The 23,576-nt window shown below is 63.9% G+C and carries 20 protein-coding genes; 7 read left to right on the top strand and 13 right to left on the bottom strand.

The window, feature by feature from the left end; translation table 11 throughout:
- Positions 1-14 precede the first annotated feature (14 nt).
- Genes IEX88_RS10375 through IEX88_RS10360 form a run of 4 tightly spaced genes read right to left on the bottom strand, consistent with a single transcriptional unit; the run spans position 15 to position 5,549 of the window.
- On the bottom strand, positions 15-1,097 hold the full coding sequence (locus tag IEX88_RS10375) for an ABC transporter ATP-binding protein (RefSeq protein ID WP_188850537.1): 1,083 nt from the start codon (positions 1,095-1,097) through the stop codon (positions 15-17).
- Complete coding sequence (locus IEX88_RS10370) at positions 1,084-3,066, bottom strand: dipeptide/oligopeptide/nickel ABC transporter permease/ATP-binding protein (protein WP_188850536.1); 1,983 nt, start codon at positions 3,064-3,066, stop codon at positions 1,084-1,086. The genes IEX88_RS10375 and IEX88_RS10370 overlap by 14 nt, the downstream gene beginning before the upstream one ends.
- A gap of 17 nt (positions 3,067-3,083) precedes the next feature.
- A complete protein-coding gene (locus tag IEX88_RS10365) occupies positions 3,084-3,998 on the bottom strand; it encodes an ABC transporter permease (RefSeq protein WP_188850535.1) in 915 nt (304 codons plus the stop codon).
- Positions 3,999-4,013: 15 nt separating this feature from the next.
- Positions 4,014-5,549 carry an ABC transporter substrate-binding protein gene (locus tag IEX88_RS10360; protein WP_188850534.1) on the bottom strand — a complete coding sequence of 512 codons (1,536 nt, stop codon included), beginning with the start codon at positions 5,547-5,549 and terminating at the stop codon, positions 4,014-4,016.
- 189 nt (positions 5,550-5,738) lie between these two features.
- Between IEX88_RS10360 and IEX88_RS10355 the strand changes: the two genes are divergently transcribed.
- The gene (locus tag IEX88_RS10355) at positions 5,739-6,647 is read left to right on the top strand and encodes a LysR substrate-binding domain-containing protein (protein ID WP_188850533.1); all 909 of its coding nucleotides are present in this window, start codon (positions 5,739-5,741) and stop codon (positions 6,645-6,647) included.
- A gap of 348 nt (positions 6,648-6,995) precedes the next feature.
- Here the strand turns inward: IEX88_RS10355 and IEX88_RS10350 are convergent, their stop codons facing one another.
- Positions 6,996-7,664: a GntR family transcriptional regulator gene (locus tag IEX88_RS10350; RefSeq protein ID WP_188850532.1), complete on the bottom strand. Its 669-nt coding sequence runs from the start codon at positions 7,662-7,664 to the stop codon at positions 6,996-6,998.
- Positions 7,665-7,803: 139 nt separating this feature from the next.
- Between IEX88_RS10350 and IEX88_RS10345 the strand changes: the two genes are divergently transcribed.
- The 5 genes from IEX88_RS10345 (at position 7,804) to IEX88_RS10325 (ending at position 11,915) form a co-directional block, all read left to right on the top strand.
- On the top strand, positions 7,804-8,592 hold the full coding sequence (locus IEX88_RS10345; protein ID WP_188850531.1) for an HpcH/HpaI aldolase family protein: 789 nt from the start codon (positions 7,804-7,806) through the stop codon (positions 8,590-8,592).
- Positions 8,593-8,620: 28 nt separating this feature from the next.
- On the top strand, positions 8,621-9,616 hold the full coding sequence (locus IEX88_RS10340) for a DctP family TRAP transporter solute-binding subunit (protein ID WP_188850530.1): 996 nt from the start codon (positions 8,621-8,623) through the stop codon (positions 9,614-9,616).
- Between the two features lie 70 nt (positions 9,617-9,686).
- Complete coding sequence (locus tag IEX88_RS10335) at positions 9,687-10,190, top strand: TRAP transporter small permease (protein ID WP_188850529.1); 504 nt, start codon at positions 9,687-9,689, stop codon at positions 10,188-10,190.
- A 1-nt stretch (position 10,191) separates the two neighbouring features.
- Positions 10,192-11,469 (top strand): TRAP transporter large permease, encoded by a 1,278-nt coding sequence (locus tag IEX88_RS10330; RefSeq protein WP_188850528.1) that lies wholly within the window; start codon positions 10,192-10,194, stop codon positions 11,467-11,469.
- Positions 11,470-11,720: 251 nt separating this feature from the next.
- Positions 11,721-11,915, top strand: a complete 195-nt coding sequence (locus IEX88_RS10325; RefSeq protein ID WP_188850527.1) for a hypothetical protein — start codon at positions 11,721-11,723, stop codon at positions 11,913-11,915.
- Between the two features lie 331 nt (positions 11,916-12,246).
- On the opposite strand, the gene IEX88_RS10320 is transcribed toward IEX88_RS10325, so the two are convergent.
- From IEX88_RS10320 to argH, 8 genes are all read right to left on the bottom strand, one after another.
- Positions 12,247-14,043, bottom strand: a complete 1,797-nt coding sequence (locus IEX88_RS10320) for a TRAP transporter permease (protein ID WP_188850526.1) — start codon at positions 14,041-14,043, stop codon at positions 12,247-12,249.
- Positions 14,044-14,238: 195 nt separating this feature from the next.
- Positions 14,239-15,213 (bottom strand): TAXI family TRAP transporter solute-binding subunit, encoded by a 975-nt coding sequence (locus IEX88_RS10315; RefSeq protein WP_188850525.1) that lies wholly within the window; start codon positions 15,211-15,213, stop codon positions 14,239-14,241.
- Positions 15,214-15,615: 402 nt separating this feature from the next.
- Positions 15,616-16,488, bottom strand: coding sequence for a polysaccharide deacetylase family protein (locus tag IEX88_RS10310; protein WP_188850524.1), 873 nt, complete (start codon positions 16,486-16,488; stop codon positions 15,616-15,618).
- Between the two features lie 25 nt (positions 16,489-16,513).
- On the bottom strand, positions 16,514-17,941 hold the full coding sequence (locus IEX88_RS10305; RefSeq protein ID WP_188850523.1) for an MmgE/PrpD family protein: 1,428 nt from the start codon (positions 17,939-17,941) through the stop codon (positions 16,514-16,516).
- Between the two features lie 75 nt (positions 17,942-18,016).
- Entirely contained in the window at positions 18,017-18,853 is an 837-nt protein-coding gene (locus tag IEX88_RS10300) for an ABC transporter substrate-binding protein (RefSeq protein ID WP_188850522.1), read from the bottom strand.
- Between the two features lie 26 nt (positions 18,854-18,879).
- The gene (locus tag IEX88_RS10295; RefSeq protein WP_188850521.1) at positions 18,880-19,647 is read right to left on the bottom strand and encodes an amino acid ABC transporter ATP-binding protein; all 768 of its coding nucleotides are present in this window, start codon (positions 19,645-19,647) and stop codon (positions 18,880-18,882) included.
- Between the two features lie 11 nt (positions 19,648-19,658).
- Positions 19,659-20,516, bottom strand: coding sequence for an amino acid ABC transporter permease (locus IEX88_RS10290; RefSeq protein WP_188850520.1), 858 nt, complete (start codon positions 20,514-20,516; stop codon positions 19,659-19,661).
- A 52-nt stretch (positions 20,517-20,568) separates the two neighbouring features.
- Positions 20,569-21,975: an argininosuccinate lyase gene (argH, locus tag IEX88_RS10285; protein WP_188850519.1), complete on the bottom strand. Its 1,407-nt coding sequence runs from the start codon at positions 21,973-21,975 to the stop codon at positions 20,569-20,571.
- Positions 21,976-22,080: 105 nt separating this feature from the next.
- Here argH and IEX88_RS10280 point away from each other — a divergent pair, with 105 nt between their 5' ends.
- Complete coding sequence (locus IEX88_RS10280) at positions 22,081-23,052, top strand: LysR substrate-binding domain-containing protein (RefSeq protein WP_188850518.1); 972 nt, start codon at positions 22,081-22,083, stop codon at positions 23,050-23,052.
- Positions 23,053-23,576: the final 524 nt, after the last annotated feature.

Below are 23,576 nucleotides of genomic sequence, written 5' to 3'. Positions count from 1 at the left end.
CCATAGTTCGAATGTTACAGGGGGATGGTCGATGCCACGGTGGCGGGCTGCGGCTCGTGAAGCCGTTCCGCGAAATGGCAGGTGATGGTGCGTCCGGCGAACGGGCGGGGGGCCGGCTTTTCGGTCAGGCAACGGTGGGGCAGCACCCCGCCGTCCGATTCCGCTGCGATGCGCTTTGCCAGGGGACAGCGCGTGTGGAATGTGCAGCCGGCGGGCATGTCGCGCGGGCTGGGGATCTGGCCTTCCAGGATCGTGATGGCCCGCTGCCGCTCGACCTTCGGGTCCGAGGTCGCGACCACCGAGAGAAGGCTCGCCGTGTAGGGATGGCGCGGGTCGGCAACCACCGCCGAGACGGGGCCGTTTTCGACGAAGGCGCCGAGATACATGACGCCCACGGCATCGGCCATGTGTCCGACAAGGGCGAGGTCGTGGGTGATGACCACATAGGTCAGGCCGAGCTGCTCCTGCAGGTCCATCAACAGGTTGACGACCTGCGCCTGAACCGAGACGTCCAGCGCGCTGACCGGCTCGTCGAGGACGAGGATTTCGGGTTCGACGATGATGGCCCGGGCGATCGCAACCCGCTGGCGCTGGCCGCCGGACAATTCATTCGCGAACCGGTCGAGATGCTGGGCATCGAGCCCGACCTGGCGGACGACACGCATGATCCGCTGACGTCGTTCATCGGCCGTGCGGCCGAGGCCGTGAACAATCAGCGCCTCTTCGAGGACGGCCTCGACGCGCATCCGTGGATCGAGCGATGCGCGTGGGTCCTGCAGCACCAGTTGCACCCGGCGCCGCATGCCGCGCATGGCCGACTCACTGACGCCCGACAAGACATGACCGGCAATGGTGACGTCGCCCTCGGTGGGCTTCAAAAGCCCGACCAACAGGCGGGCAAGAGTGCTCTTGCCCGATCCCGACTCGCCGACGATGGCAAAACACTTTCCCTTGGCGACCGAGAACGAGACACCATCCACGGCCCGGACCGGGTTTCCGGTGACCCGACCGAGAAAGCGGCTGCGCTGGGAAAAGTGCATATGCAGCGCGTCGGCCGAGACAACGGCCGCGGTCGTCGGCGCGTCAGGATTTGCCATCGAACTGCTCCTCGGCGAAATGGCAGGCGGCCCATTGTCCGGCAATCTGGCGCCGCTCGGGCGCGACCGTCCGGCAGCGCGTCCTGTCGGTGCCCAGCCCGCAGCGGGGGTGGAAGGCACACCCCTCCGGTAGCCTGCCGAGGAAGGGCGGCTCGCCGGCGATGCTCGGCAGGCGCCTGCGCAGGCCATCGACGGCCTCGGTGGGCGCGGAATCCTTGAGCGCCCGTGTGTAGGGGTGGGCTGGCTGGGTCAGCACGTCGTCGACACTGCCGAACTCGACCACGTCACCCGCATACATGACAGCCACGTCGTCCGCGTAGCGCGCCACCAGGCCGAGATCATGGGTGACGAGGATCAGTGTCATCCGCCGCTGGGTCTGGATCGTGCGCAGCAGGAGCAGAATCTGCTGCTGGATCGTCACGTCGAGCGCGCTGGTCGGTTCGTCGGCCAGCAGGATTTCGGGCTTCTGCGCCAGGGCCATGGCGATGACGATGCGTTGCTTCATGCCGCCCGAGAACTGATGCGGGTACATGTCGAGGCGGCTGTGCGCATCACCGATGCCGACATCGGTCAGAAGCATGGCCGCCTGCTGCCAGGCCTCCTGTTGCGACGGGCCGCCACCCTGCCTAATCGCTTCGACGAGCTGCGCGCCGACGGTGATCACCGGATTGAGCGCGCTCGCCGCGTCCTGGAAGATGATGCCGATGCGCCTGCGGCGCAGCTCCCTGATCTGGCCCGGCGTACAGCGGGTGATCTCGGCGCCGGCAACCTGCACGGTTCCGGAGGTGACCTGCGCCTGTGCGGGCAGGAGCGTTGCGATCACGCGCAGGAAGGTGCTCTTGCCCGAGCCGGATTCGCCGACGATCGCGGTAGTGCGCCCTCGCGCCGCCGTAAAGTCGACGCCGCGCAGAACTTCGACGGCATTGATGCCGGGGAAGAAGGCGACGCGAACTCTCTGTGCCCTGACCGGTTCGTCGGCCGAGCCGCCGGCAGGCTCGGCGCTGGCCGGCTTGTTGCGGTCGACCCGGACGCCCATGAGGGACGCGAAAATCGAGGCGGCAGGCGAACGGCGTGCGGAGGTGGGGTCGAAGATGTTGCGAAGCGCTTCGCCGAGCAGGTTGAAGCCAAGGGCTGCCAAGGCCAGGCACAGGCCGGGGAACGTCGCCAGATGGGGGTGGGACCTGAGGTAGGACCGGCTTTCCCCCAGCATGGTTCCCCATTCGGGCTCCGGCGGCTGCGTGCCAAGTCCCAGAAACGACAGACCTGAGGCCGACAGCAGGGTGGTCGCAAACAGCAGGCTGGACAGCGTCAGGAGGATCCCCGAAATATTGGGCAGGACGTGGCGCAGGACGATGCGGGACGGCGAACAGCCGAGCGAACGGCTTCCCTCGATATAGGGTTCGGACAGGATGCTGCTGGTGACGGCGCGGGCGGTTCGCGCAAAGACCGGGATCGACACGACGCCCACCGCAATGATGACGTTCTGCGTGTTGGCGCCGAGGATGGCGACGATGGCGAGCGCGAAGACGATGTCAGGAAAGCTCATCATGATGTCGACGCAGCGCATGATCAGAAAGTCGATGCGCCCCTGCCGCAGAGCCGCGACCATGCCGACCGGCACGCCGATGAGAAAAGCGATCGCGACGCCACCGATGCCGATGCCCAGCGAAGTGCGAGCCCCGGTCAGAACGCGACTGAATACATCGCGGCCGAGCTGATCGGTGCCGAACCAATGGTCAGCGGACGGGGCCTTGAGGGTGTTGGCAAAGCTTTGCGCATAGGGATCGTACGGCGCGACAGAGGCGCCGAACAGTGCCATTGCGACGAACATAATCACCAGCGACAGGCCGACCAGCCCCTTCGGCTGACGGGCCAGCGCGAGCAGGATGCTCGCCCCGCGGGATGGGCGCTTTGGCCGGGCGTCGTGCGCCGCGGTGTCGGGAAGAGCGGTTGCTGTCGTGACGGTCATCGGCCTGATCCCCTTTCTCATGCGGTGCGTGCCCGTGGGTCGAGCCACTGGGTGAGCAGGTCGGTCATCAGGTTGATGAGCACGAAAAAGAACGCGAACATCAGGATCGAATACTGGATCACCGGGTAGTCGGCCCGCGAGACGGCATCCACCAAGAGGCGGCCGACACCGGGAATGCCGAAGACGGTTTCGGTGATCACCGACCCGCCCAGCATGGCCCCGAACTGCACCCCCGCCACCGAGATCGCCGCGATCAGCGAATTGCGCAGGGCGTGATGCAGGATGACGCTCATCTCGCTCAGACCCTTCGAGCGGGCGGTGTCGAGATAGTCCTTGCCCATGACCTCGAGCAGGCTGGCCGTCACCAGCCGGCTGAACATGGCGGCGGGCCGGGTCGCAACCGCCAGGATCGGCAGGACGAAATGCGACGGTGTCGATGCCCCTGCCGCCGGCAGCCAGCCGAGCCGAACCGCAAACAACCAGATGCACAGCAGGCCGAGCCAGTAGATCGGCATAGAGATGCCGGCCAGGGTGAACAATGATATCGCCGTATCTGCCCAGCCGCCCTGCTTCAGCGCACTGGCGACGCCGCCGATCGCACCCAGGATCAGTCCGACGACGAGCCCGCCGATCGCCACGATCAGCGTGTTGGGCAACCGCTCGCCGATCTCCGTCGAAATCGGCCGCCCGGTCCGCAGCGACACCGCCACGTCGGGGTTGACGACGCCGATAAGGAACTGCTGATAGCGTTCCCAAGCGGGCTCGTTCAGCCCCATCTTGTCCCGGATCACCTCGACCTCCTCGGCCGTGGCCATCGGCCCCGCCTGGATTCGGGCGGGGTCGCCAGGGATCAGGTCGACGAACCAGAACACCAGGAACGAAACGATCAGAAGCGTGGGAACGGCAGCGAGGATACGCTTCAGCACGAACATGGCGTTCTGCCCCTCTCAAGACTTCGACAATGAAACCTGGTCGAAGTGCATGGTCTCGTTCGGCTGGACTTCCAGCCCCTGGACCCGATCGGACACGCCAATGGCCTGCGTTTGATACCAGAGGAAGATGAAGGGGCGATCCTCCCAGATCTTCTTCTGGATCTTGGCGTATATGTCCTTCTGTTTGGCGAGGTCGGTTTCGGCGCGCCCCTCTGCCAGCATCGCGTCGACCTCGGGGCTGGAATAGCCGGTCGTGTTGGCGCCGACGCCGGACTTGAACAGCCGGTAGAGCGTGAAATCCATGCCGGCGGTCGCGCGGCCGAGCATGCCCATGTTGTCCTGGCGCTGCGCGGGCGGCTGGCTGACGATCTCCGTCCAGGTCCCCCGGTCGACGACCTGTGCCGTCGCATTGATGCCGATCGCCTGGAAGGAGCCCTGCAGCGCCTGGCAGATCTGCGCGTCCTTGATGTACCGCCCATTCGGGCAGACCATCGTCAGGGACAGTTCGCCCGGCGCATAACCTGCCTCCTGCATCAGCGCCTTGGCCCGTTCGACGTCGAAGGGGATCGGGTCGAAGGTGACGCGCAGCTCGTTCTGCGTGCCCGGTCCGGGCATGGTGACGGACGATGTGCCGAGTCCGCCCAGGATGCCCTGGATCATCCCCTCACGGTCCACCGACAGATTCAGCGCCTCCCGGACCCTGGGGTCTTCCAGCGGTCCCTTCAGCACCATTTCCATGTTGATCGAGAACATGCTCGGCGGCGTGATCACGTCGACCCCGTCGACAGCGCGAATCGTCTCGATCGACTCCGGCGGAACCCGCTCGGCAATGTCGACCTCGGCCGTTTCCATCATCGCCATCCGGGAGCCGTCCTCGGGAACGACCAGAAAGTCGATGGCTTCCAGTTTAGCCGGATAGGCTCCCTTGTAGGTCGGGCTGGGCACCAGGCGGTAGCGCTCGCCGCCCACGAAGCTATCGACCACGTAGGGGCCGCTCCCGACGGGTCGGCGGCTGTATTCCGCCCCCATCTCGGCCAATGCCTTCACATCGATAATCGTCGCGGTCGTCGACGCCAGAAGCAGGAGAATGTGGCCGTTCGGCTCTGCCAGATGGAACTCCACCGTCTTCGCGTCCGGCGCGCTGACCCGCTCGATCGACGCATAGAGGCCGCGGTAGATCGAGCCGACCGCCGGATCGAGCAGACGGTTGAAGGATGCGGCGACGGCCTCGGCATTCACTGGATTGCCGTTCGAGAAGACATGTCCCTCGTCGATCTTGACGGTGAAGACCTTCCCATCGGCGGAAAAGGCGTGCTCGGTCGCCAATTCGTTGACGACGTTGTTTTCGCTGTCCAGACGGAAGAGCCCTTCGAGGACGTGCATATCGACGGTGTTGCCGGTCGGCAGGTCGTTGAAATGCGGATCGAACGTCTCGGGATCGGCGCCGACCGCAATTCTCAGCACGCCCGCGGGCGCCGACTCGGCCATCGCCGTCGTCGATACGAGAGAAGCGAACAGTACAGCCATTACGCCGCGGGCCATTATTTTCATGGCGAGAGCTCCGAGATGTTTGAAACAGGGGTGATATTGGTTATGAATTATGCATTATTGATCGATTTTTACTGCTACCTGGGTCAGTATTGACCAGGATTCATCTTTGCTTGAGTGGGTTGAGCTTGTACGCGTAACAGAACCGTGTCAAATTCATAATGTTCGGAGCGTCATAACGAGGGGTTATGGATGAAGCTGACACACAGGCAGGTCGAGTTCTTCAAGGCCGTGATGGAGCAAGGCACGATCACCGGGGCCGCAGCCTCGCTGCGAATATCTCAGCCGGCCGTCAGCAAGGCGCTGAGCGCGCTGGAGGGCGAGATCGGGTTTCCCCTGTTCCAGCGGACGCAGAACGGGCTTGTTCCCACGGTCGAGGCCCGCGCCTTCTATACAGAGGTCGAGCGCAGCTTCAGCGGGCTCCGCTATCTCTCCAGCGTTGCCGGGGATCTCATGGCGCTGAAGCACGGGCGGCTTGTCGTCGGCGTGATTCCGGCCCTCTCGGTGCGCTGGCTGCCCTCTGTCGTCGTGCGCTTCATCGACCGGTTCCCCGAGGCGAATCTGACGTTCGAGGCCTTTTCCTCACCACACATGGCGCAACTCGTGGGCCAGGGGAGGATCGACATCGGCCTGTGCCAGACGTCGACGAACGACCCGGCCGTCGTCAGAACTCCCCTGTTCGATATCGAGGTCGGCGCCGTGCTGCCGGTAGGCAACAGGCTTGCGGCCAAGACACAGATCGGGCTGGAGGATCTTGCGTCGCAGACGCTCATCAGCCTTTCCCGGGCGGACGTGATCAGCCGGCAGGTGGACGGACTGTCGGCCGATGCGGGGATCAATCTGCTCCGGCGCATCGAGGTGTCGCTCGGCAGCACGCTCTGCAATCTCGTGGCCGAGGGAGCGGGCATCGGGCTGGTCGACGCCGAAACCTATCATTGCTGCCAGGGCCCGGCCGTCGTCTGGCGTCCCTTCCGCCCCTTCGTGTCGATGCCCATTTCACTCCTGCAGTCGCAGCGCAGACCTCCCTCGCGCATGGAGCGGGAATTCATCAAACACCTGTGCAGCATCATGCCCGTCATGCAGATCGAGCAGCCCGATTGATGGAGGCGGCGTCCCTGCGGGATGAAGGCGGCCGCGACATTCCGAAAAGCCGGGGCTTATTTTGCCAGGAACCCGAGCGGATGTTCGGTGCCATCGAGGCGCCTCGAGGCGCATAGATGGATATGGCCGGTATCGTGTATTCGCGAAGCGCCCGGTGCTTCGCCGGCGGCTTCCAAACCGGGCTTGCCGAAGGCGCGGTCAGGGAAAGGCCGACCTGTTCGGCGACGTCCTGCTTCTTCATGTTTCGGCGCCCAGACCCTCCGCCTTGGCTGTTGCCATCGCAGGAAACCGGTGCGGACGGTTCAACCTCCCGTCCACAAGTCTTGCAGCAGGCCGGCTGACCCAGTCTTAGAAATGCTGTCCGCGATTGACGATCATCGACCGCCCCCAAGCCAAGTGATCGCGCAACTTGACGCCCGCGACCACGGGATCTCCGGAGACGATTTCGTCTAGAATACCATGGTGTTGTTCGACGAGGGGACGCAGTCGCTCTGGATGGCGCCCGTGCAGTTCCACCGAGATACGGTGCATCCGATCTTCCAGTCGTTCGAGGATCCTGATCATCTCCTCGTTTCCGTGCAGACGCGCCAAGGCTATGTGGAAGCCCATGTCCAGACGGTGAAACGTCCGGGCGTCGTTGTCGAGCAGGCAGTCGGCCTGCTGCACGAGGATCGCCTCGATCTGCTGCTTCTGGGCAGGCCCGACCCGTCCTGTCAGACTGGTGACAACGTGGGCCTCGACGACCATACGCACCTCGTAGAAGTCGGCGATCGCCCTGTGGGTCATCGGCTTCAGCATGAACCCGGCATTCGGAAGCACCACGATCAGGCCTTCGTTCTGCAAGCGGCCGATTGCTGAGCGGATCGGGGCAAGACCCAACTCCAGACGCTTGGAAAGCGACCTCTCCGAATAGACTTCTTCCGGATCCGTGCTTTCGAACAGGGCGGATTTGATACGGGTGTAGGCCTCTTCCTTCGAGAGCGTCCGCCCTGCTACCGGCTCTTCGATCGTGGTCATCGATGCACTCCTCTCTCGCCAGGGCCAGGGGCGCCCGGCGAAGTCAACTTGACAGTAGGCCTTGCTCAACTGCAATGTCAGTGCAATGTCGCTGCAATGTCAATTGCCGCAGAGTTGACGTGTTGGGAGGAGAGACAGAATGCAAAGAGGAAATCCACTGCTTTCGGGCAAGGGCAAACGCCAGCCGCTCATCGGAACCTGGGCGCAGACGAAAAGCCCGGAGTTCTGCGAGATCGCGGGCCGGGCGGGATTCGATTTCGTCATAATCGACATGGAACACGGATCGTTTGGCATCGAAGGTGCTGTAGAGATGATCAGGGCCGTAGAGGCCGCCGGCTCGGTCCCCGTCGTTCGGGTTCCCGACCACACGCGAACCAATATCTTCAAGGTTCTCGACGCGGGGGCCATGGGCGTGCTGGTGCCGAGCGTCTCCAACGCGGCGGAAGCCAGGGCCATCGTCGAGGCAGCCACCTATGGCCCCAAGGGGAAACGGGGTGCGTGCCCCTGCACACGAGGCACGGGACACGGCGTCGAAGACTGGAGCGCCTATCTCGACTGGACGCGCGACAATGTCTTCGTGGCGGCTCTCATAGAGACGCCTGAAGGGGTCGAGAACTTTGACGCGATCATCGCTGTTCCGGGCATCGATTACGTCACCCTCGGCCCCTTTGACCTGGCGCAGGCCCTTGGTCACGAGGGAAATTTCGCCCATCCGGACGTGCAGGCCTGCCTGGAGGACCTTGCCGCCCGCGCCCTCGCCAAGGATGTAGGCGTGATGGCGGTGTCGTTCGCCAGCGACGGCGCGGGGGTTCGAAACGACTTCGACCGTTGGATCTTGAAGGGTGTCGACGTGGTCGCCATCAGCAGCGACCGCTTCCTGCTGTCGTCCGGAATGAAAGGCATCGTGGGAGCGGTGCGATCCAACTGAAAAAAACACTTTCTGGGAGAAGCATGTGATGAAGCATTTTTCGAAGAACAAAGCACTCGTCGTGACACTCGCATTCCTGATGGGCACGGGGGCTGCTGCGGCACAGACGACGATGAAGATCGCAAACGTGGCCCCAGCGTCGCATCCCAGCGGCATCGTTCTCCAGGAAATCGCCGATGCCCTGAATGCCAGGGATGACATCAATCTCGACGTCCAGGTCTTCAACGACGGCGTCCTCGGGAGCGAGATGGAGACCCTGGACCAGATCAACTCGGGAGTGCTGGAGGGACAGGTTGCGCAGGGAATATCGATTTTCCAGCCCTACTCTCCCCAGTTCGGTGTCGAGGAATTGCCCTTTCTCTTCCCGACACGGGAAGCCGCCTATGCCGCCGTCGACGGAGAGTTCGGCCAGCTGATCGCGGCCAAGGCGGAAGAGCATGGATTCAAGATTTTAGCGTTCTGGGAGAACGGCTTTCGCCACTTCACCAACAGCAAGCGTGCCATCGTCGTCCCGTCCGACATGAGCGGACTGCGTTTCCGCACGGCAGAGTCGCAGATCCGGCTCGCGATGTTCGCCTCTCTCGGGGCCAGTGCGGTGGCGCTGCCCTTCACCGAGCTCTACGCAGCTCTTCAGCAGGGCGTGGTCGACGGCCAGGAAAATCCGTTGGCCTTGATCTCCAAGGCCAGCCTGGCCAACGTGCAGAAGTATCTCAGCACCTCCGGCCACATCTGGAACGCCGCTCCGATCGTCGTGTCGAAAGTCTGGTGGGACGGTCTGGACCAGCCCACCCAGAGCGCTGTCCAGACAGCCTTCGACGAAGCCAAGATGCGGGAGCGCCAACTGATCGCGCAAGGCGACGAGCAGCTCGTCGAAGAACTCAAGGCTGCGGGAATGGAGGTCAACGAAGTCGACAAGCAGGCATTCCAGACGGCCACCGAAACGGTATGGGCAAGATCTGAGGAAACGATCGGCGCAGATCTAATGGCACTCGCAAGGCAAATCCGGGGCGGAAAGACGCAATAGTCGCGACGCCGAGGCCTGCTGTCCGCGAGCGGTGGGCAGCGCGCTCTCTGATCGAACCGGGAGGAATGCAATGAAAAATCTGGACTGGATCATACTGGCCCTGGACAGAGTGCTGTGCATCGCATGCACACTCATCGTCGTGGCCTTTGCCTGCCTTCTGGCTGGACAGGTCGCGCTGAGATACGCGTGGGACGCGCCTCTCTTCTGGGTGGAGGAACTATGCCGTTTCCTCCTGGTCTACCTGACATTTCTGGGTAGCGCCCTCGCCTGGGGTCGCCGGGACCATATCGCCATCGACTTCGTGCTCGACGTCGTTGGCGGCAGGATCCGAAAAGCGATGATCGTGATGGTCGATCTCCTGCTGCTCGGCTTCTTCATCTGGGCGGTTTACGCCGGATGGGTATACGCTTCGGCATCCATGTCCAGGATTTCGATCTCGCTGGGCGTGCCCAATGGATACGCCTATGCTTGCGCGCCCATCGCATTCGCGATCATGGCCGTCCAGACGATCGTCTTCCTCATCCGAGGAGATCGAGACCTCGCGCAACCAACTGTTCCGGTTCGGGAGGTCTGAGATGCCCCTTGTCGTTCTCAGCATGAGCTTCGTCCTGTTTCTGCTGCTGGCTGTGCCGGTGGCCTTCGCCATCGCCATGGCGATACTCTCTTATCTGGTCTACGATGGGCGCTTCGCCGCGGACATTCTGATTCAGCGCTCCATTGCCGGCGTAAATTCGTTCCCCATGCTGGCGCTTCCCCTGTTCATTCTGGTCGGCTACCTGATGGAGCTCGGCAGCACGCCCAGGCTGATGCGCTTTGCCAACTCCTTTCTTCGTCCGCTTCCCGGCGGCCTCGCCGTCGCCAACGTCGGCGCGTCGGCGTTTTTCGGTGCCGTGTCCGGATCAGGCGTGGCAACCATCGCCGCCGTTGGCGGGGTGATGGGACCCGAAATGGTCCGGAACGGTTATTCCAAAGGATATGCGACCGCAGTCATGGCGGCTTCGGGCGGGCTTGGTATCTTGATACCACCCAGCGTTCCGCTAATCATCTTCGGCCTCATAGGCGGAGTTTCCATTGGCGCCCTCTTCCTGGCCAGCCTGGTCCCCGGCATTCTCGTTGCCGTTCTTCTTTCCGCAACGGCCATGATTGTCGCGAGACAGGAAGGCTATGGCGGAGGTGGCACGCTCGACTTCCGGGAAATCGCTGTCTCCTTTACTTCGGCCATTCCGCCTCTTTTGCTGCCAGTGGTGATCCTGGGCGGCATTTTGGGAGGCTATTTCACGTCCACCGAGGCCGCCGCGGTCGGCGCCGTCTACGCTCTTCTTCTTGCCGGACTTCTCTATCGCGAGGTGACCGTCGCAAAGATGCAGGACATTCTGGTGAGGACCGTGCTGACGAGCTCCGTCATCCTTATCATCATTGCGACATCCTCCGCTCTCGCTTGGGTCATCACGATCAATCAGGTCCCGTCGATGGTCGCCGCCTGGATGCAGGGCATCACCGACTCACCAGTGGTTTCGATCCTGCTCATCCAGGCCTTCTTCCTGATCTTGGGCGTGTTCATGGAGACGATGGCCATCATCATCATCACCACGCCGATTTTTCTCCCCGTGGCGATCGCCCTCGGCTTCGATCCGCTGGTCTACGGCGTCGTCCTCATCATGAACCTGATCGTTGGCTCCATGACTCCTCCGCTGGCAGTGGGCATCTACACCGCCGCAAGGGTGATCGGGGCCAAGCCGGTCGAAGCCAACCGCTATCTGGTCCGCTTCATCATCCCGCTTTTGCTCGCCAGCCTCATAGTTCTCTTCGTGCCATCCATCGCCACGACTCTTCCCCGTGCTTTAGGCCTCTGAACAAGTCAGTCGTGTCTCACATGACGGCCGGACGGCATCATCAGGCGTGCAATTGTTGGATGGAGATCGGCGCCGGCCTCTTGAGCCGGACAAAATCAAGCGACGTTTTTTGCGCCCAGGCCGTGGATGTCCTACGCGACCTGGCGACCTCAGCGCGAGGCCGAAATCCGTCCGAAACGGACATTTGCGGGCATTACAGGATGCCGCCTACAGAGATCCAAAGCGCAGTTGTCTGAAGGATAGGTGGGCGGATGTATGCCGCTCCCACCGCGATGAACTTCGAGATTTTCAATCGCTTCGTCGCAGGGCTCGAAGCCGCGCCCCTGCTCAAGAGCCTTGATCGCATCTCAGTCATTTCAGGGCAGCCCGGACAGCACCACGAGATGGTGGGAGCACTGCAGGGTGTCTTCGAGGGGGCTCGCCTTCGGTTGCTGGAAGGCGCGTAGCGAGGCGGCCCCTACCAGGACGTCCCCGATGTCGTCTGTCGACGCGAACGCCTCACGCCCGCAGAGTGAGTCGCCGGGTTGGACATTCGGCCGGCTGTGTCACGCCGACTCCGGGCAATGAGCGCTTGCCGCCATCACACCTGGAGACGGTTTGCAGCTTCAGGCGCCTTTCGCCGAGCACAGATGCCGGCGGAAAGGCGACGTGACGCGGACCCGGCACAATTGCACGCACGATCAGGTCCATCAGCAGGCGGAGCGACTAGTGGATCATGTGCGTCCTCGGGCGCTCCGTCTGGGCTGACCGCGGCCCGAGACCACAAATGCCGCAGGATCAGACGGGCCAGAAGCAGATGGCGGCGCCTGCGACGGCGGCAGCAAGGCGCGGCCCCGCCTTGCCGTTCGAGATGAGCGCGAAGGAAATGGCCCAGAGCGCCAGCGCGATCCGGACGAAGGCAAAGGCGGCCGCAAGCGGTTGATCAGCCATGTGAACGATCGCCGGATTGGCAATCATCGCCAGCGGGATGATGTAGAGGCCAATGCCGAGCCGCATGGCCGAGCCCGCGACCTTCAACCAGTTTTCGCCGGCCATGCCGGCCGCGATGAACACGGCACCGCAGACCGGTGGCGTGATCGTCGACAACAGCGCGAACCAGAAGACGAAGAGATGGGCAAGCATTGGTTCGATGCCGAGACGCTGCAGCGCCGGGCCCGCCACCGTCACGCAGATGACGTAGGCCGCTGTCGTCGGCACTTCCATGCCGAGCAGGATGCAGGCCAGCGCCGTGAGGATCAACGCGGGCCAGAGCGACTCTCCGGCCACGGCAAGAATGGCGGAGGTGACCTTGATGCCAAGGCCAGTCATGCCGAGCACGCCGACAACGATCGAGGCACAGATGATGATCGCCGCGATCATGGCGATCTGCCTGCCGGCCTCGATCGCCGCGATGCTAACCCGCCTAGCGAAAAGGCGCGGCGAGATCGACAGACGGATGTCGACGAAAAGCAGCAGCACGGCCGACAGGATCGCCAAGCAGGCGGCATATTGTGGCGTCGTCTTTGTGACGAACATCCCCCAGAGCAGGACCGTGAACGGGACGGCAAAAAACATGGTGGTGACCACGACGTCGCGGATTTTCGGCCGGTCGGCGGCATCGATGGCGCCAAGGCCAAGCCGACGGGCGAAGAGGTCGATGCCGATCCAGGTGGTCAGGAAGTAGAGGATCGCCGGCGGCAACGCTGCCGCCATGATCGAGCTGTAGGGAATGCCTGTGAGCTCGACCATGACGAAGGCGCCCGCCCCCATCAGTGGCGGCATGATCTGCCCGCCCGAGGAGGCCACGGCCTCGACCGCGCCGGCCAGCGCCGGGGGATAACCGAGCCGCTTCATCGCCGGAATCGTCACCGCGCCGGTCGAGGCGACATTGGCCGAGGCCGAACCCGAGATCGATCCGAACATTGCCGAGGACAACACGGCGATCTTGCCGGCACCGCCGCGCAGTCTCCCGGCGGCCAGCGCCGCGAGGTTCATGAAGCCCTGCCCCGCCTCGCCGGCGTTCAAAACGGCGCCGAGAATGACGAAGATGGCGACGATGCCAACGGAGACGCCGGTGAGCGAACCCCAGATGCCGCCTTCGGTGATCGTCATCGTGCCGAGAAAACTCTCCAGAGGAAAGGCTGGGTGTCCGTATTCTCCGGGGACGTATTGGCCGAACAGGCCATAGAGGAGACACACGAGGGCGACCAGCGGCAGCGGCCAGCCAATGGCACGACGCGCCATTTCCAGCGTCACGACGATCAGTGCCGCCGCCACCGCTATCTGGAGCCCACTGTCGAGAAAGCCGTATTGGTCGGACAGCGCATCGGCGTTGAGCGCGATGTAGAGGCAGCCGGCCTCGCCGACGAGCAGAAAGATCCAGCCGGAGACTCGCTGGAACGCCCCCCGTGCCTGGAACACGAAGATCCAGGGAAGCGCCAGCGCCATGTGAATGGGGCGCGCCACCAGCGCCGGGACGAGGCCGCTGAAAATCAAACCGAGATGAAAGGCGATCGAGATCAGTCCGAGCACCTGCCAGCCCAGAAGCATGGTGGGCCGCGCTGGGGCTCCGGTTGCCATAGTGCTCACTGTCATCGCATGAATCTCCCCCGAAAACGGGTCGCCGAGAGCCCGACGGCCCTGCCGCCGGAGGTCTGGGATGTGCCGGGGCTTGTTGAGTGGCGTCCTGCCCCCAAGGACTTGGAGGCGCGTGCCGGCGTCCGGTCGACGCTTCAGGCCTCTTGTCGAGGCTGAGGCGCGACCGGGAACCGTCTGTTCAAAAACTCTGGATCAGAGCAGACCGTCCGGAACGGGAAGACCGGCTTCCTTATAGTAGCGCGCAGCGCCCGGATGAAGCTTGACCGCGCCGTTGGCCAGAAGCTCGGGCGCCACCGCCTTCCACCACGGCGAAGCGGCGGCGAGCTGAGCCTTGGCCTCCCAGAAGGTCTTGGTCAGGAGATAGGCCGTATCGTCGCTCATCTCGGTGGTGGCGAAAGCGAGAACCGGAAGAGAGGTCGTGACCGTGTCGGCATCGACCCCAGCATAGCTCCCGGCCGGGATCACCTGGCGAGTCTGCCCGGTCTTTTCGACTTCGGCATCGCTCATCGTGAGAAGCTTGATCTTGGTTGTCGCCGAGGCCTCGATGACGTTGGGCGCCGGGAAGGAGCCTGCGGTGACGAAGCCGTCGATCTGGCCATTCGTCAGCGCATCCGCCGCATTGCCGAGTTCGGCATCGGCAATGGTGACCTTATCGGTCAGGCCGAACAGTCCGAGATATTTTTCGCCTTCGGTCGCGCCGAAACTTCCTTTTCCCAGCAGGATCGTTTTGCCGACCATGGCCTCGAGCGACTGGTCGCCACCGTCGCCGGCCATGACGAAGTGCATCGTCAACGACGGGATCGGAAAGAGGGTCCGGATATCGGCAAAGCGCGGATTGGGTCGCTTCTCGAAGGCGCCCTTGCCAGCCGCTGCCGCTGAGACCAGCGAGGGGGGCGCGGTAAAGACATAGTTGCCGGGACGCGCCGCTGCCTCCATCACGTTCTGCACCGACCCCTGGCTTTCCTCCACCGTCAGGATCACGCCGCCATCGGTTCCCGCCTTCAGCGCGTTCGCCAGCTCGACGCCCATCTGGTAATAGGACGTCCCGCTCTTGGCCGACTTGTAGGCGATCCGCTCCTCGGCGGATGCGGATGGCGCGCCGACGGCGATCGCCGTCACGAGCAGTGCTGCGACGGCTACGCTCGCCCTCTGTTGGAAAACGCGCATGTTCTTCCCTCCCCTTTCTTGATCAGCGAACAGATGCTGATCCGCCCGGTCTCGTGAACCCGGTCTGTTCTGTCAAGAGCGCAAGGTCCGGCCGGTCATCCAATCCGCCCCTTCAAGCAAGTCAGAGTGTGCGGACCGCACCGTCCAATAGAGGCCTGACGACCGGGCGAGTGGCCAGCGAAGCTCTATCTGACGGGAAATGGAGTCGTCTCTGGCACCGACAATGAACTCCCCGTCCGCGCCAGCCCGGCCTTCTCAGTCGTCGCGAAGCGGTAGATCAGCGACAGGTCGTCTCGCTCGCGCACAGGTCTCGTCACTTCGACTATCCTCGCTGTGTTGCAACGGAGCCGCGTGCGCCTGTTCATGCCGACGCGTCGAAAACAGGGCGAGCCCGTTACCGTCCTATTCGGCCATGCGCTCCATGCGTTCGAAGTGCTGCGTAATCTCGGCGCCGCTCGCAATCCAGACATCGCCTTTAGCCTGAACGTATCGCAGAAAATCGCGCAGCAGGTGCCAGCGCATCGGTCTGCCCGAGACCTGCGGATGCAGGACCATCGTCGTCACGCCGCCCCAGGCATGCGTCGCCTCGAACTCGTCGATCCAAAGCGGGAGGATGGCATCGCGGCCAAACAGCGGCCGCGGGTCGACCCGGCTCGACATGCCGAAATTCCAGTCGTCGAAGGCGAAATTGACCGGGATCTCCACCGGTCCCGGGCCGCCGTCTGCCAGGATGTGCCGGTAGGGGCGGATGTCGTCCCGGAAGGAGCTGGAATAGCGGATGCCCGATGCCGCGAGATGACTCATCAGTTCGGGAAAATTCTCGCCGGAGGGCGCGCGGTAGCCGATCGGCCTTACGCCGAGCGCTTGGCCCAACGCCTCAAAACCCCGATCGATCTCCTCGCGCGCCGCATCGATGTCGCCGCGGTCGGGGCGCCGGTGCAGATAGCCGTGATGGCCGATCTCGTGGCCGGCGGCAAGGATCGGCTCGCAGGCGGCAAGATGGGCCAGCGCCGTCCAGCCGGGGATGAAGAAGGTCGCCGGCAGCGCCAGTTCGTCGAGCAGCATGAGAATGCGGGCGATGCCGACGCGCCCGTCATAGCCGCCATGCGAAACAGTGACGAGCCGGTCGGCATTGGCCGGGGTATTGCCGATCCAGGCGGTTTCGGCATCCACGTCGAAGCCGATGAACAGCGCGCTCTTGGCGCCGTTCGGCCAGGGAAAATCCGGAGCGGGGGCAGCGCGGTTGAAGGGCACGGGGGGAAAGTCGGGGGTCATGCGAGGTCCTTCGATCGAGGCTGGCTCAGATAAATGCTTCGCGGCTGGCCGTGCCACCGCCCAGAACGTCTTCGAGGCTTCGGCAGTCCGACATGTTTTCCAGGTCCGCCACGGCCGCCTGCAGCGCGGCGAGGCCTTCCGGCGGCATCGCCATTTCGGCCAGGCCACGGAATTTCGCGGTGATGGCTGCTGCCGACATCGGCCGCTCGGGCGAGCCGGTCGGCCTCGGGACCATGAGCGAAGCCCGGGCGCCGTCGGCAAAGTCGACGGTCAGCACCGGCTCGTCCATCGGCAGCATCGCGGGGTCGACCTCGAAACTGATCATCTCGAATACGGCGGCGGTGCGCGGATCGTGGCGGCGGTTCGCGGCATAGCTGGCGAGACCGACATCCCCGAAAACGCAGCGCGCAGCCAAGGCATAGCCGAGGCTCATCTGCGTACCTGCCAGCGTGCCGGCCTCCTTTGTCCCGCACATTCCCAACAGCATCGCGCTGAGCCGGACATTGATCCGGGCTATGTCGGCGGCGGACCGGCCGGAATCCAGGAGAATGTCGCTGAGAGCGTCGACGGCCGAATGCGTTCCCCGGCAGGAAGCATAGGGCTTCAGCGAGACGCGGTTCAGCTTCCAGACGGTGCCGAGGCCCTCGGTGAAGCAGGCGAGATCACCGGGGATCTGACCGAAACTGCGGAAGAATCCACCCCAGACGTCGTCGAAGACCTGGCTCGGACCACTGAGTCCGCCGCGGGCGAGACGGGCGGCCAGGAGCCCGCCCTCAGCAGCTCGGCCGGCATGGATCTTCTTGGCTTGCGAGCCGTCGTGGATGAAGGCCCAGAGGCCGGAGGAAAAGCTTGTCGCGAGCGACATCGCATCACGCGTCGCGGCCGGCGACAGGCGCCAGAGATGGGCGACGGCGGCGGCCGCGCCGATCGTGCCGCAGGTTCCGGTCGAGTGCCAGCCGGCACCATTGTGGCCGTCGTATCCGCCAGCCGCCTCCAGCACACGGCGGCCGACCTCGTAGCCGACGACGACGGCACTGATCAGCCGGCGGCCATCGGTCGGCACCGTCACCGAGGCGAGCGCGGCCATGACCGCTGGCAGGACGACGGCGCCCGAATGGTCGCATCCACCGGTATCGTCCAGTTCGAAAGCATGGGCGGCGACGCCGTTGACAAGCGCGGCGTCGCGCGGATCGGCGTACCGAGCGGTGCCCCAGATCCGCGTGCCATTGTCGGCGCTGGTCGAGACCGCCCCCATTGCCACGGCAAACTCCCGCGACCGCGTGCCGGCCAAGGCCGCACCGAAGGTGTCGAGGATATGCACCTTGGTCTTGGCGACGAGGGCTTGCGGCAGGTCGGCAAAACGAAGCTCAGCACAGAAGGTCGCAAGGCTCTCCAGGGGAGTCGCCGGATTGGCATCGGACGGTGCCGAAGCGGCGTCTTTGACGGGGGACATGCGGCACCGTTGCAAAATTGCGGAGGGGATCGCGGGCCGGAGCGCCCCGCGATCCTGTCTTGGCGACGAGAAAGCCTACTTGACCGCTTCGCCGTTGATCATGATGCCGTCCAGCATGGCGCCTTCGAGCCCGTATTTGGCGAAGATCGTCTTGTACTCGCCCGATGCCATCAGCGCCTTCAGGGCGCCGGCATAGGCATCGCGCAGCTCGGTATCCTTCTTGGCAAAGCCCATGCCCTGGAAGACGGCGGTGAAGGGCTCGCCAACGACCTGGTAGCTGCCTGTCTCAAGGGCGACGAGATAGGGCAGTGTCTCGGAACCTTGGACGGCACCGTCGAGGCGGCCCTGCTTCAGCTGGGTGCGCGCGTCGGCCGAGCCTTCGGTGCCGACGACGACGAGGGCCGGCTTGCCGGCACCCTCGCAATTCTTGGCGCTCCATTTGGCGGCTTCATCCGGGAAGGAGGTGCGGCGGCTCATGCCGACGGTCTTGCCGCAGAAGTCGATCGGGCTCTTGTAGAGGTCCTTGTTGGCTTCCGTCGTGTAGAACTGCGCGCCCGACTTCATGTAGTCGACGAAGTCGAGGTTGTCGCGGCGCTTGGGCAGGTCGCTCATGCCGCTGTGGATGAGGTCAACACGGCCGGTGGCGAGCGAGGAGACCATCTGCTCGAAGCCGATATCGGCCCACGCCACGGTGACGCCGAGCTGCTTGGCCAGCGCCATAGCGAGGTCGATATCGAGACCTTTCAGCTCGTTGGTCGCCGGGTCCTTGTATTCCATCGGCGGATAGTTCGGCTGGTTGGCGATCGTCACCTTCCCGGCGTCTTTGACGCGGGCCGGCAGTTCCTGCGCCTGCGCTTGGGCGGTGAGGGCGAGGGCACAGCCCGTCGCGAGGAGTGCGAGCTTGGTGATCATGGAGTCTCCTGGGGTTGCGGTGGGAACTACTTCTGCACGGCCTTGATGAACTCTGAGGCGCGGAGGCTGTCCGGCTGGGTCAGAACCTTGGCGGCCGGGCCGACTTCCTCGATCCGCCCCGTCTCCATGAAGGCGACGGTGTCGGCGACGTTGCGCGCAAAACCGAGTTCGTGAGTGACGACGATCATCGTCATGCCGGTTTCGGCCAGATCCTTCATCACGTCGAGGACTTCGGAGACGAGTTCGGGATCGAGCGCCGAGGTCGGCTCGTCGAAGAGGATGATGTCCGGCCGCATGCCCATGGCGCGGGCGATCGCCACGCGCTGCTGCTGACCGCCGGAGAGTTCGGACGGGTAGCTCTCCATCTTGTCGCTTAGGCCGACGCGGGCAAGCAGATCGCGGCCACGCTCGCGCGCTTCCTTGACCGGCTCGCCGAGAACCTGGACCGGACCTTCGATGATGTTTTGCAGCGCCGTCATGTGAGGGAACAGGTTGAAGCGCTGGAACACCATGCCGGTGCGGCGGCGCTGGCGGGCGATCTCGCGGTCGCTGATCTCGTGCAGGCTGTTGCCGTCGCGGCGATAACCGAGGAGTTCGCCCTCGATCCATATGCTGCCGCTGTCGATCCGTTCGAGCAGGTTGATGCAGCGCAGGAAGGTGCTCTTGCCCGAGCCCGATGGCCCGATGATACAGCAGACCTCACCCCGGCGCACGTCGAGACTGACCTCGTCGAGCGCCTTGAAAGGCCCAAAATGCTTGCTGACGTCGATTGCCTTCACGAGAATGTCGGACATATCTGTCTCCCTCACGCCGTCGACTTGATCGACTTGGCGCCGCGGCCGAAATAGCGCTCGATGTAGATCTGGCCGACCGACAGGACGGAGACGACGAACAGGTACCAGAAGCTTGCGACGAGCAGGAGCTCAAGCACGCGGGTGTTGGCATAGTAGATGATCTGGGCGTTGTGCAGTATTTCGGAATACTGGATGACGCTGGCGAGCGAGGTGAGCTTGACCATGCCGATCACCTCGTTGCCGATCGGGGGCACCATGACGCGCATCGCCTGCGGCAGGACGATGCGGCGCAGCATCTTCATCTGCGTCATGCCGATCGCCCTGGCCGCCTCGTACTGGCCGGTGTCGACCGAGAGAAGGCCGCTGCGCACCACTTCCGATGTGTAGGCTCCCTGCTGGATGCCAAGCGCCAGCATGGTGGCGACGAAGGGCGTCATGATGTCGACGGTGCGGTATTCGAACAGTCCGGGAATGCCGAGCGTCGGGAAGATCAGCGCCAGATTGAACCAGAGCAGAAGCTGCAGCAGTGCCGGCGCGCCGCGAAAGATCCAGACATAGCCGATCGATATGCTCGACAGCACCGGATTGTCCGAGACGCGCATGATGGCGAAAACGACGCCGAGGACAATGCCGAGCGTCATGGCCGCGATGGTCATCAGGATGGTGTTGACGAGACCATTCATGATGGCCGGTGCGAACAGGAAGGTGCCGACATAGTCCCATTCGATCGCGCCATTGACGAAGGCGCGTACCAACGCCGCCATCAAGAGGCAGACGAGGATGGCCGAGCCGATGCGGCCGTAGTGCCGGCGTGGGACCAACTTGAGATGGCTGAGCTGATACTGGTCGGTCGTGGCGCTCAAGGTCATGCCTCTCTGTTGGGACGATCGGTTGCCGTCCGTCTGCCCCCTGGCGGAAGCATCATGTTGTCGCCCAGGCACGCTGGCGGGCGAGCAGATTCTGGAGCCGCTCGATCTGCTCGGCGACGCGGGCCGGTGCGGTGCCGCCATAGCCCGAGCGCGCCGCGACCGCAGCCTCGGGCGTCAGGCAGGGGAGGACGTCGGCGGTCAGGCGGGGATCGACGGAGGCAAGATCTTCCGGTGAGAGCTCGGCAAGCTCGATGCCGCGTTCCTCGCAAAAGCGCACCAGCGCCCCGGTCACTTCATGCGCTTCGCTGAACGGAACGCCCTGGCGCGAGAGCCAGTCGGCGACCTCGGTTGCCAGCGTGAAGCCTTCGGTCGACTGCGCCTTCAGCCGGTCGCGGTCGACCGCCATGGTCGCGATCATGCCGGACATCGCCGGCAGCACCAGCGCCAGCGTGTCGATGGCTTCGAAGGCCGCCCACTTGTCTTCCGACAGATCGCGGTTGTAGGCGAAGGGCAAGCCCTTCAGCGCCACCAGCATGCCGTTCTGAACGGCGATCAGCCTCGAAGCGCGGCCCCGGGTGAGCTCGGCAATATCGGCATTCTTCTTCTGTGGCATGATCGACGAGCCGGTGGCGTAGCCATCGTCGAGCACCACCCAGCGGAACTGTTTCGATGACCAGAGAAAGATCTCTTCCGCCAGGCGCGAGAGATTCGCGCCGTGCATGGCGGTGACGAACAAAAATTCGGCGACGTGGTCACGGCTGCCGACGGCGTCAATCGAGTTCTCGCACGGGGCGTCGTATCCCAGTTCCACCGCAGAGAGCTCGGGATGCACGCAGATCGCCGAGCCGGCCAGCGCTGCAGCACCGAGCGGCGAGCGGGCAGCGCGACGATCGAAATCCTGGAGCCGGTCGATGTCGCGGGCAAAACCCTGCGCGTGCGCCAGCAGTTGATGGGCGAAGGTGACTGGCTGCGCCGGTTGGAGATGGGTGAAGCCGGGCGCCAGCGTCGTCTGGTGATCGAGCGCTTGGGCGATCAGCGCGTCCTGAAGGAGGGCAATGCTGGCGGCGATGCTGCGGGCCTTGACGCGTAGATGCATTTTCAGGTCGTTGGCCGCCTGGTCGTTGCGCGAGCGGCCGGCGCGCATCTTGCCGCCGAGATCGCCGAGGCGATCTTTCAGCACCCGCTCGAGGAAGGTGTGGACGTCCTCGTCGGATGGCGACGGGACGACGCTGCCGGACGTGACGTCGATGCTCAGCTGCGCCAAGGCCGCTTCGGCAGTTTCACCTTCCGCGGCGGTGAGGATGCCAGCACGCACCAGCTCGCGGGCATGCGCTGCCGAGGCGCGCAGATCCTCCGGTGCAAGGCGGAAATAGGCCTCCGGCGCGCGTGACAGGGCCGCAAGAGCGGCGGAAGGTCCGCTGCGGAAACGAGCACCCCAAAGACGATCTGACGTATTCATATGCATCCACTCCAGTTGCCTATAGACTTGTCATCGCAACGGCTGATTGGACAAATGATTTGAATTCAAGCATCTATTCCAAATTGGAATAGTACGAGGCGGCAGATGCCGGCACTGCCCACAACCATGGCACTGAGGGTCGTCGCGGCCTTGGCACAGCACGGCACGGTGTCATCGGCGGCCGTCGCCTTGCACCTGACGCAGAGCGCGGTGAGCAAGCAGCTCAAGGGGCTGGAAATCCTTGTGGGCATGCCCTTGTTCCGGCGCACCACACATGGGCTCGAGCCGACGCCGGCGGGAATGATCTACATCGAACAATCGCGGATCGCGCTCGGCGCGATGGAAACGGCGGCGCTACGGGTCTCGAGCCTGCGCAACTCATCCGCCAGCCTTAGGATGCATGTTCTGCCGATCCTCGGCGACCGCTGGTTCATCTCCCGGCTTTCCGCGTTCCGGGCCGAGCACCCCGAGATCGACGTGGAGTTCATGACCTTTGCCTCCAGCGAGACCTTCAGCGAGGCCGACGTCGTTTTCCGCTTCGGCGACGGCCACTGGCCAGGCTGGCGGGCCGACTATTTTCTCGGACGCGACGTCGTTCTCGTCGGTTCGCCGCAGGCGCTCGCCTCAGGTGGCGGAATCCATGGCACGGCCGACGTCCTGCGCTATTCGCTGCTGGAGCATCCGCAGACACCGCTGAGCTGGGCCGACTTCATGCAGGCGCAAGGTCCAGATGGCGCGAGGCTGGTGCTGCCACCGACCTTGCGGCTCGGCTACTACTCGCTGGTGATCCGGGCGGCGCTCGGCGGACAAGGGCTCGCCCTCGTGCCGCGCAGCCTGATCTCGGAGGAACTGGCCAGAGGCGACCTGATCAATCCGATGCGCCTCGGCTATCCCAGCCGAAACTGCTACTGGCTGACCACACCCGACGACCGTCCTCGCGACGGGCAGCTCGGCGCCTTTTGCAACTGGGCGCTCGCCCAGGCGGAGCACACTGAAAGGGACAAGGATCAGTTCGTAGCCAGGGACGGTCGCTGGACAATGCGACAGTCAGGACCGGCGAAGCCGGTAGCGTCGTGACAACCCCAAGTGAAGTGAGCACCAGTTCTACCGCCTCGTGGCCAGTGCGATGCCGATCTTGCCAGGTGCGCGAGGCCAGATGCCTTTCGACTATTGATTTCCATCCGGAACTGGCCCGTGTCGGACTGGTGCCGCGAGAGGAACTCGAATTCGACGCTTGAGGAAAGCTCTTCCGAGAGCTGTCTATCTTCTACCGATTTTCCGCAGACTCATGAAACGTCAGAGCAGGTGTTGACGCGGCTCACCCGGGCCTCACGTTCAAGAACCGCTTCCAGGATCGGCTCATCGCTGGGGAGTGGTTTGCGATCGGGGGTTGATGAGGCGGTCCAGGACATCTTGAGCGCATAGTACGTCTTCGACGACAAGGAGCGCGCTGCCGCATCCTCGTGACGAGGGACTGAGCCTTCGAGCCGAAGCGGGGCGCGAGGATCGGCGTATCCCTCTCTAGTATCGACATCAGAGGCTTTAGGGCCTCGACCTTCTTGGACACCTCGTTCGCATCGCGCGTCCGCTCCTAAAACGCG

Source organism: Aureimonas glaciei (genome assembly GCF_014643375.1).
Classification (GTDB): domain Bacteria; phylum Pseudomonadota; class Alphaproteobacteria; order Rhizobiales; family Rhizobiaceae; genus Plantimonas; species Plantimonas glaciei.
Note: the sequence above shows the minus strand (reverse complement) of the source record. Positions and strands in the feature narration are given on the sequence as shown.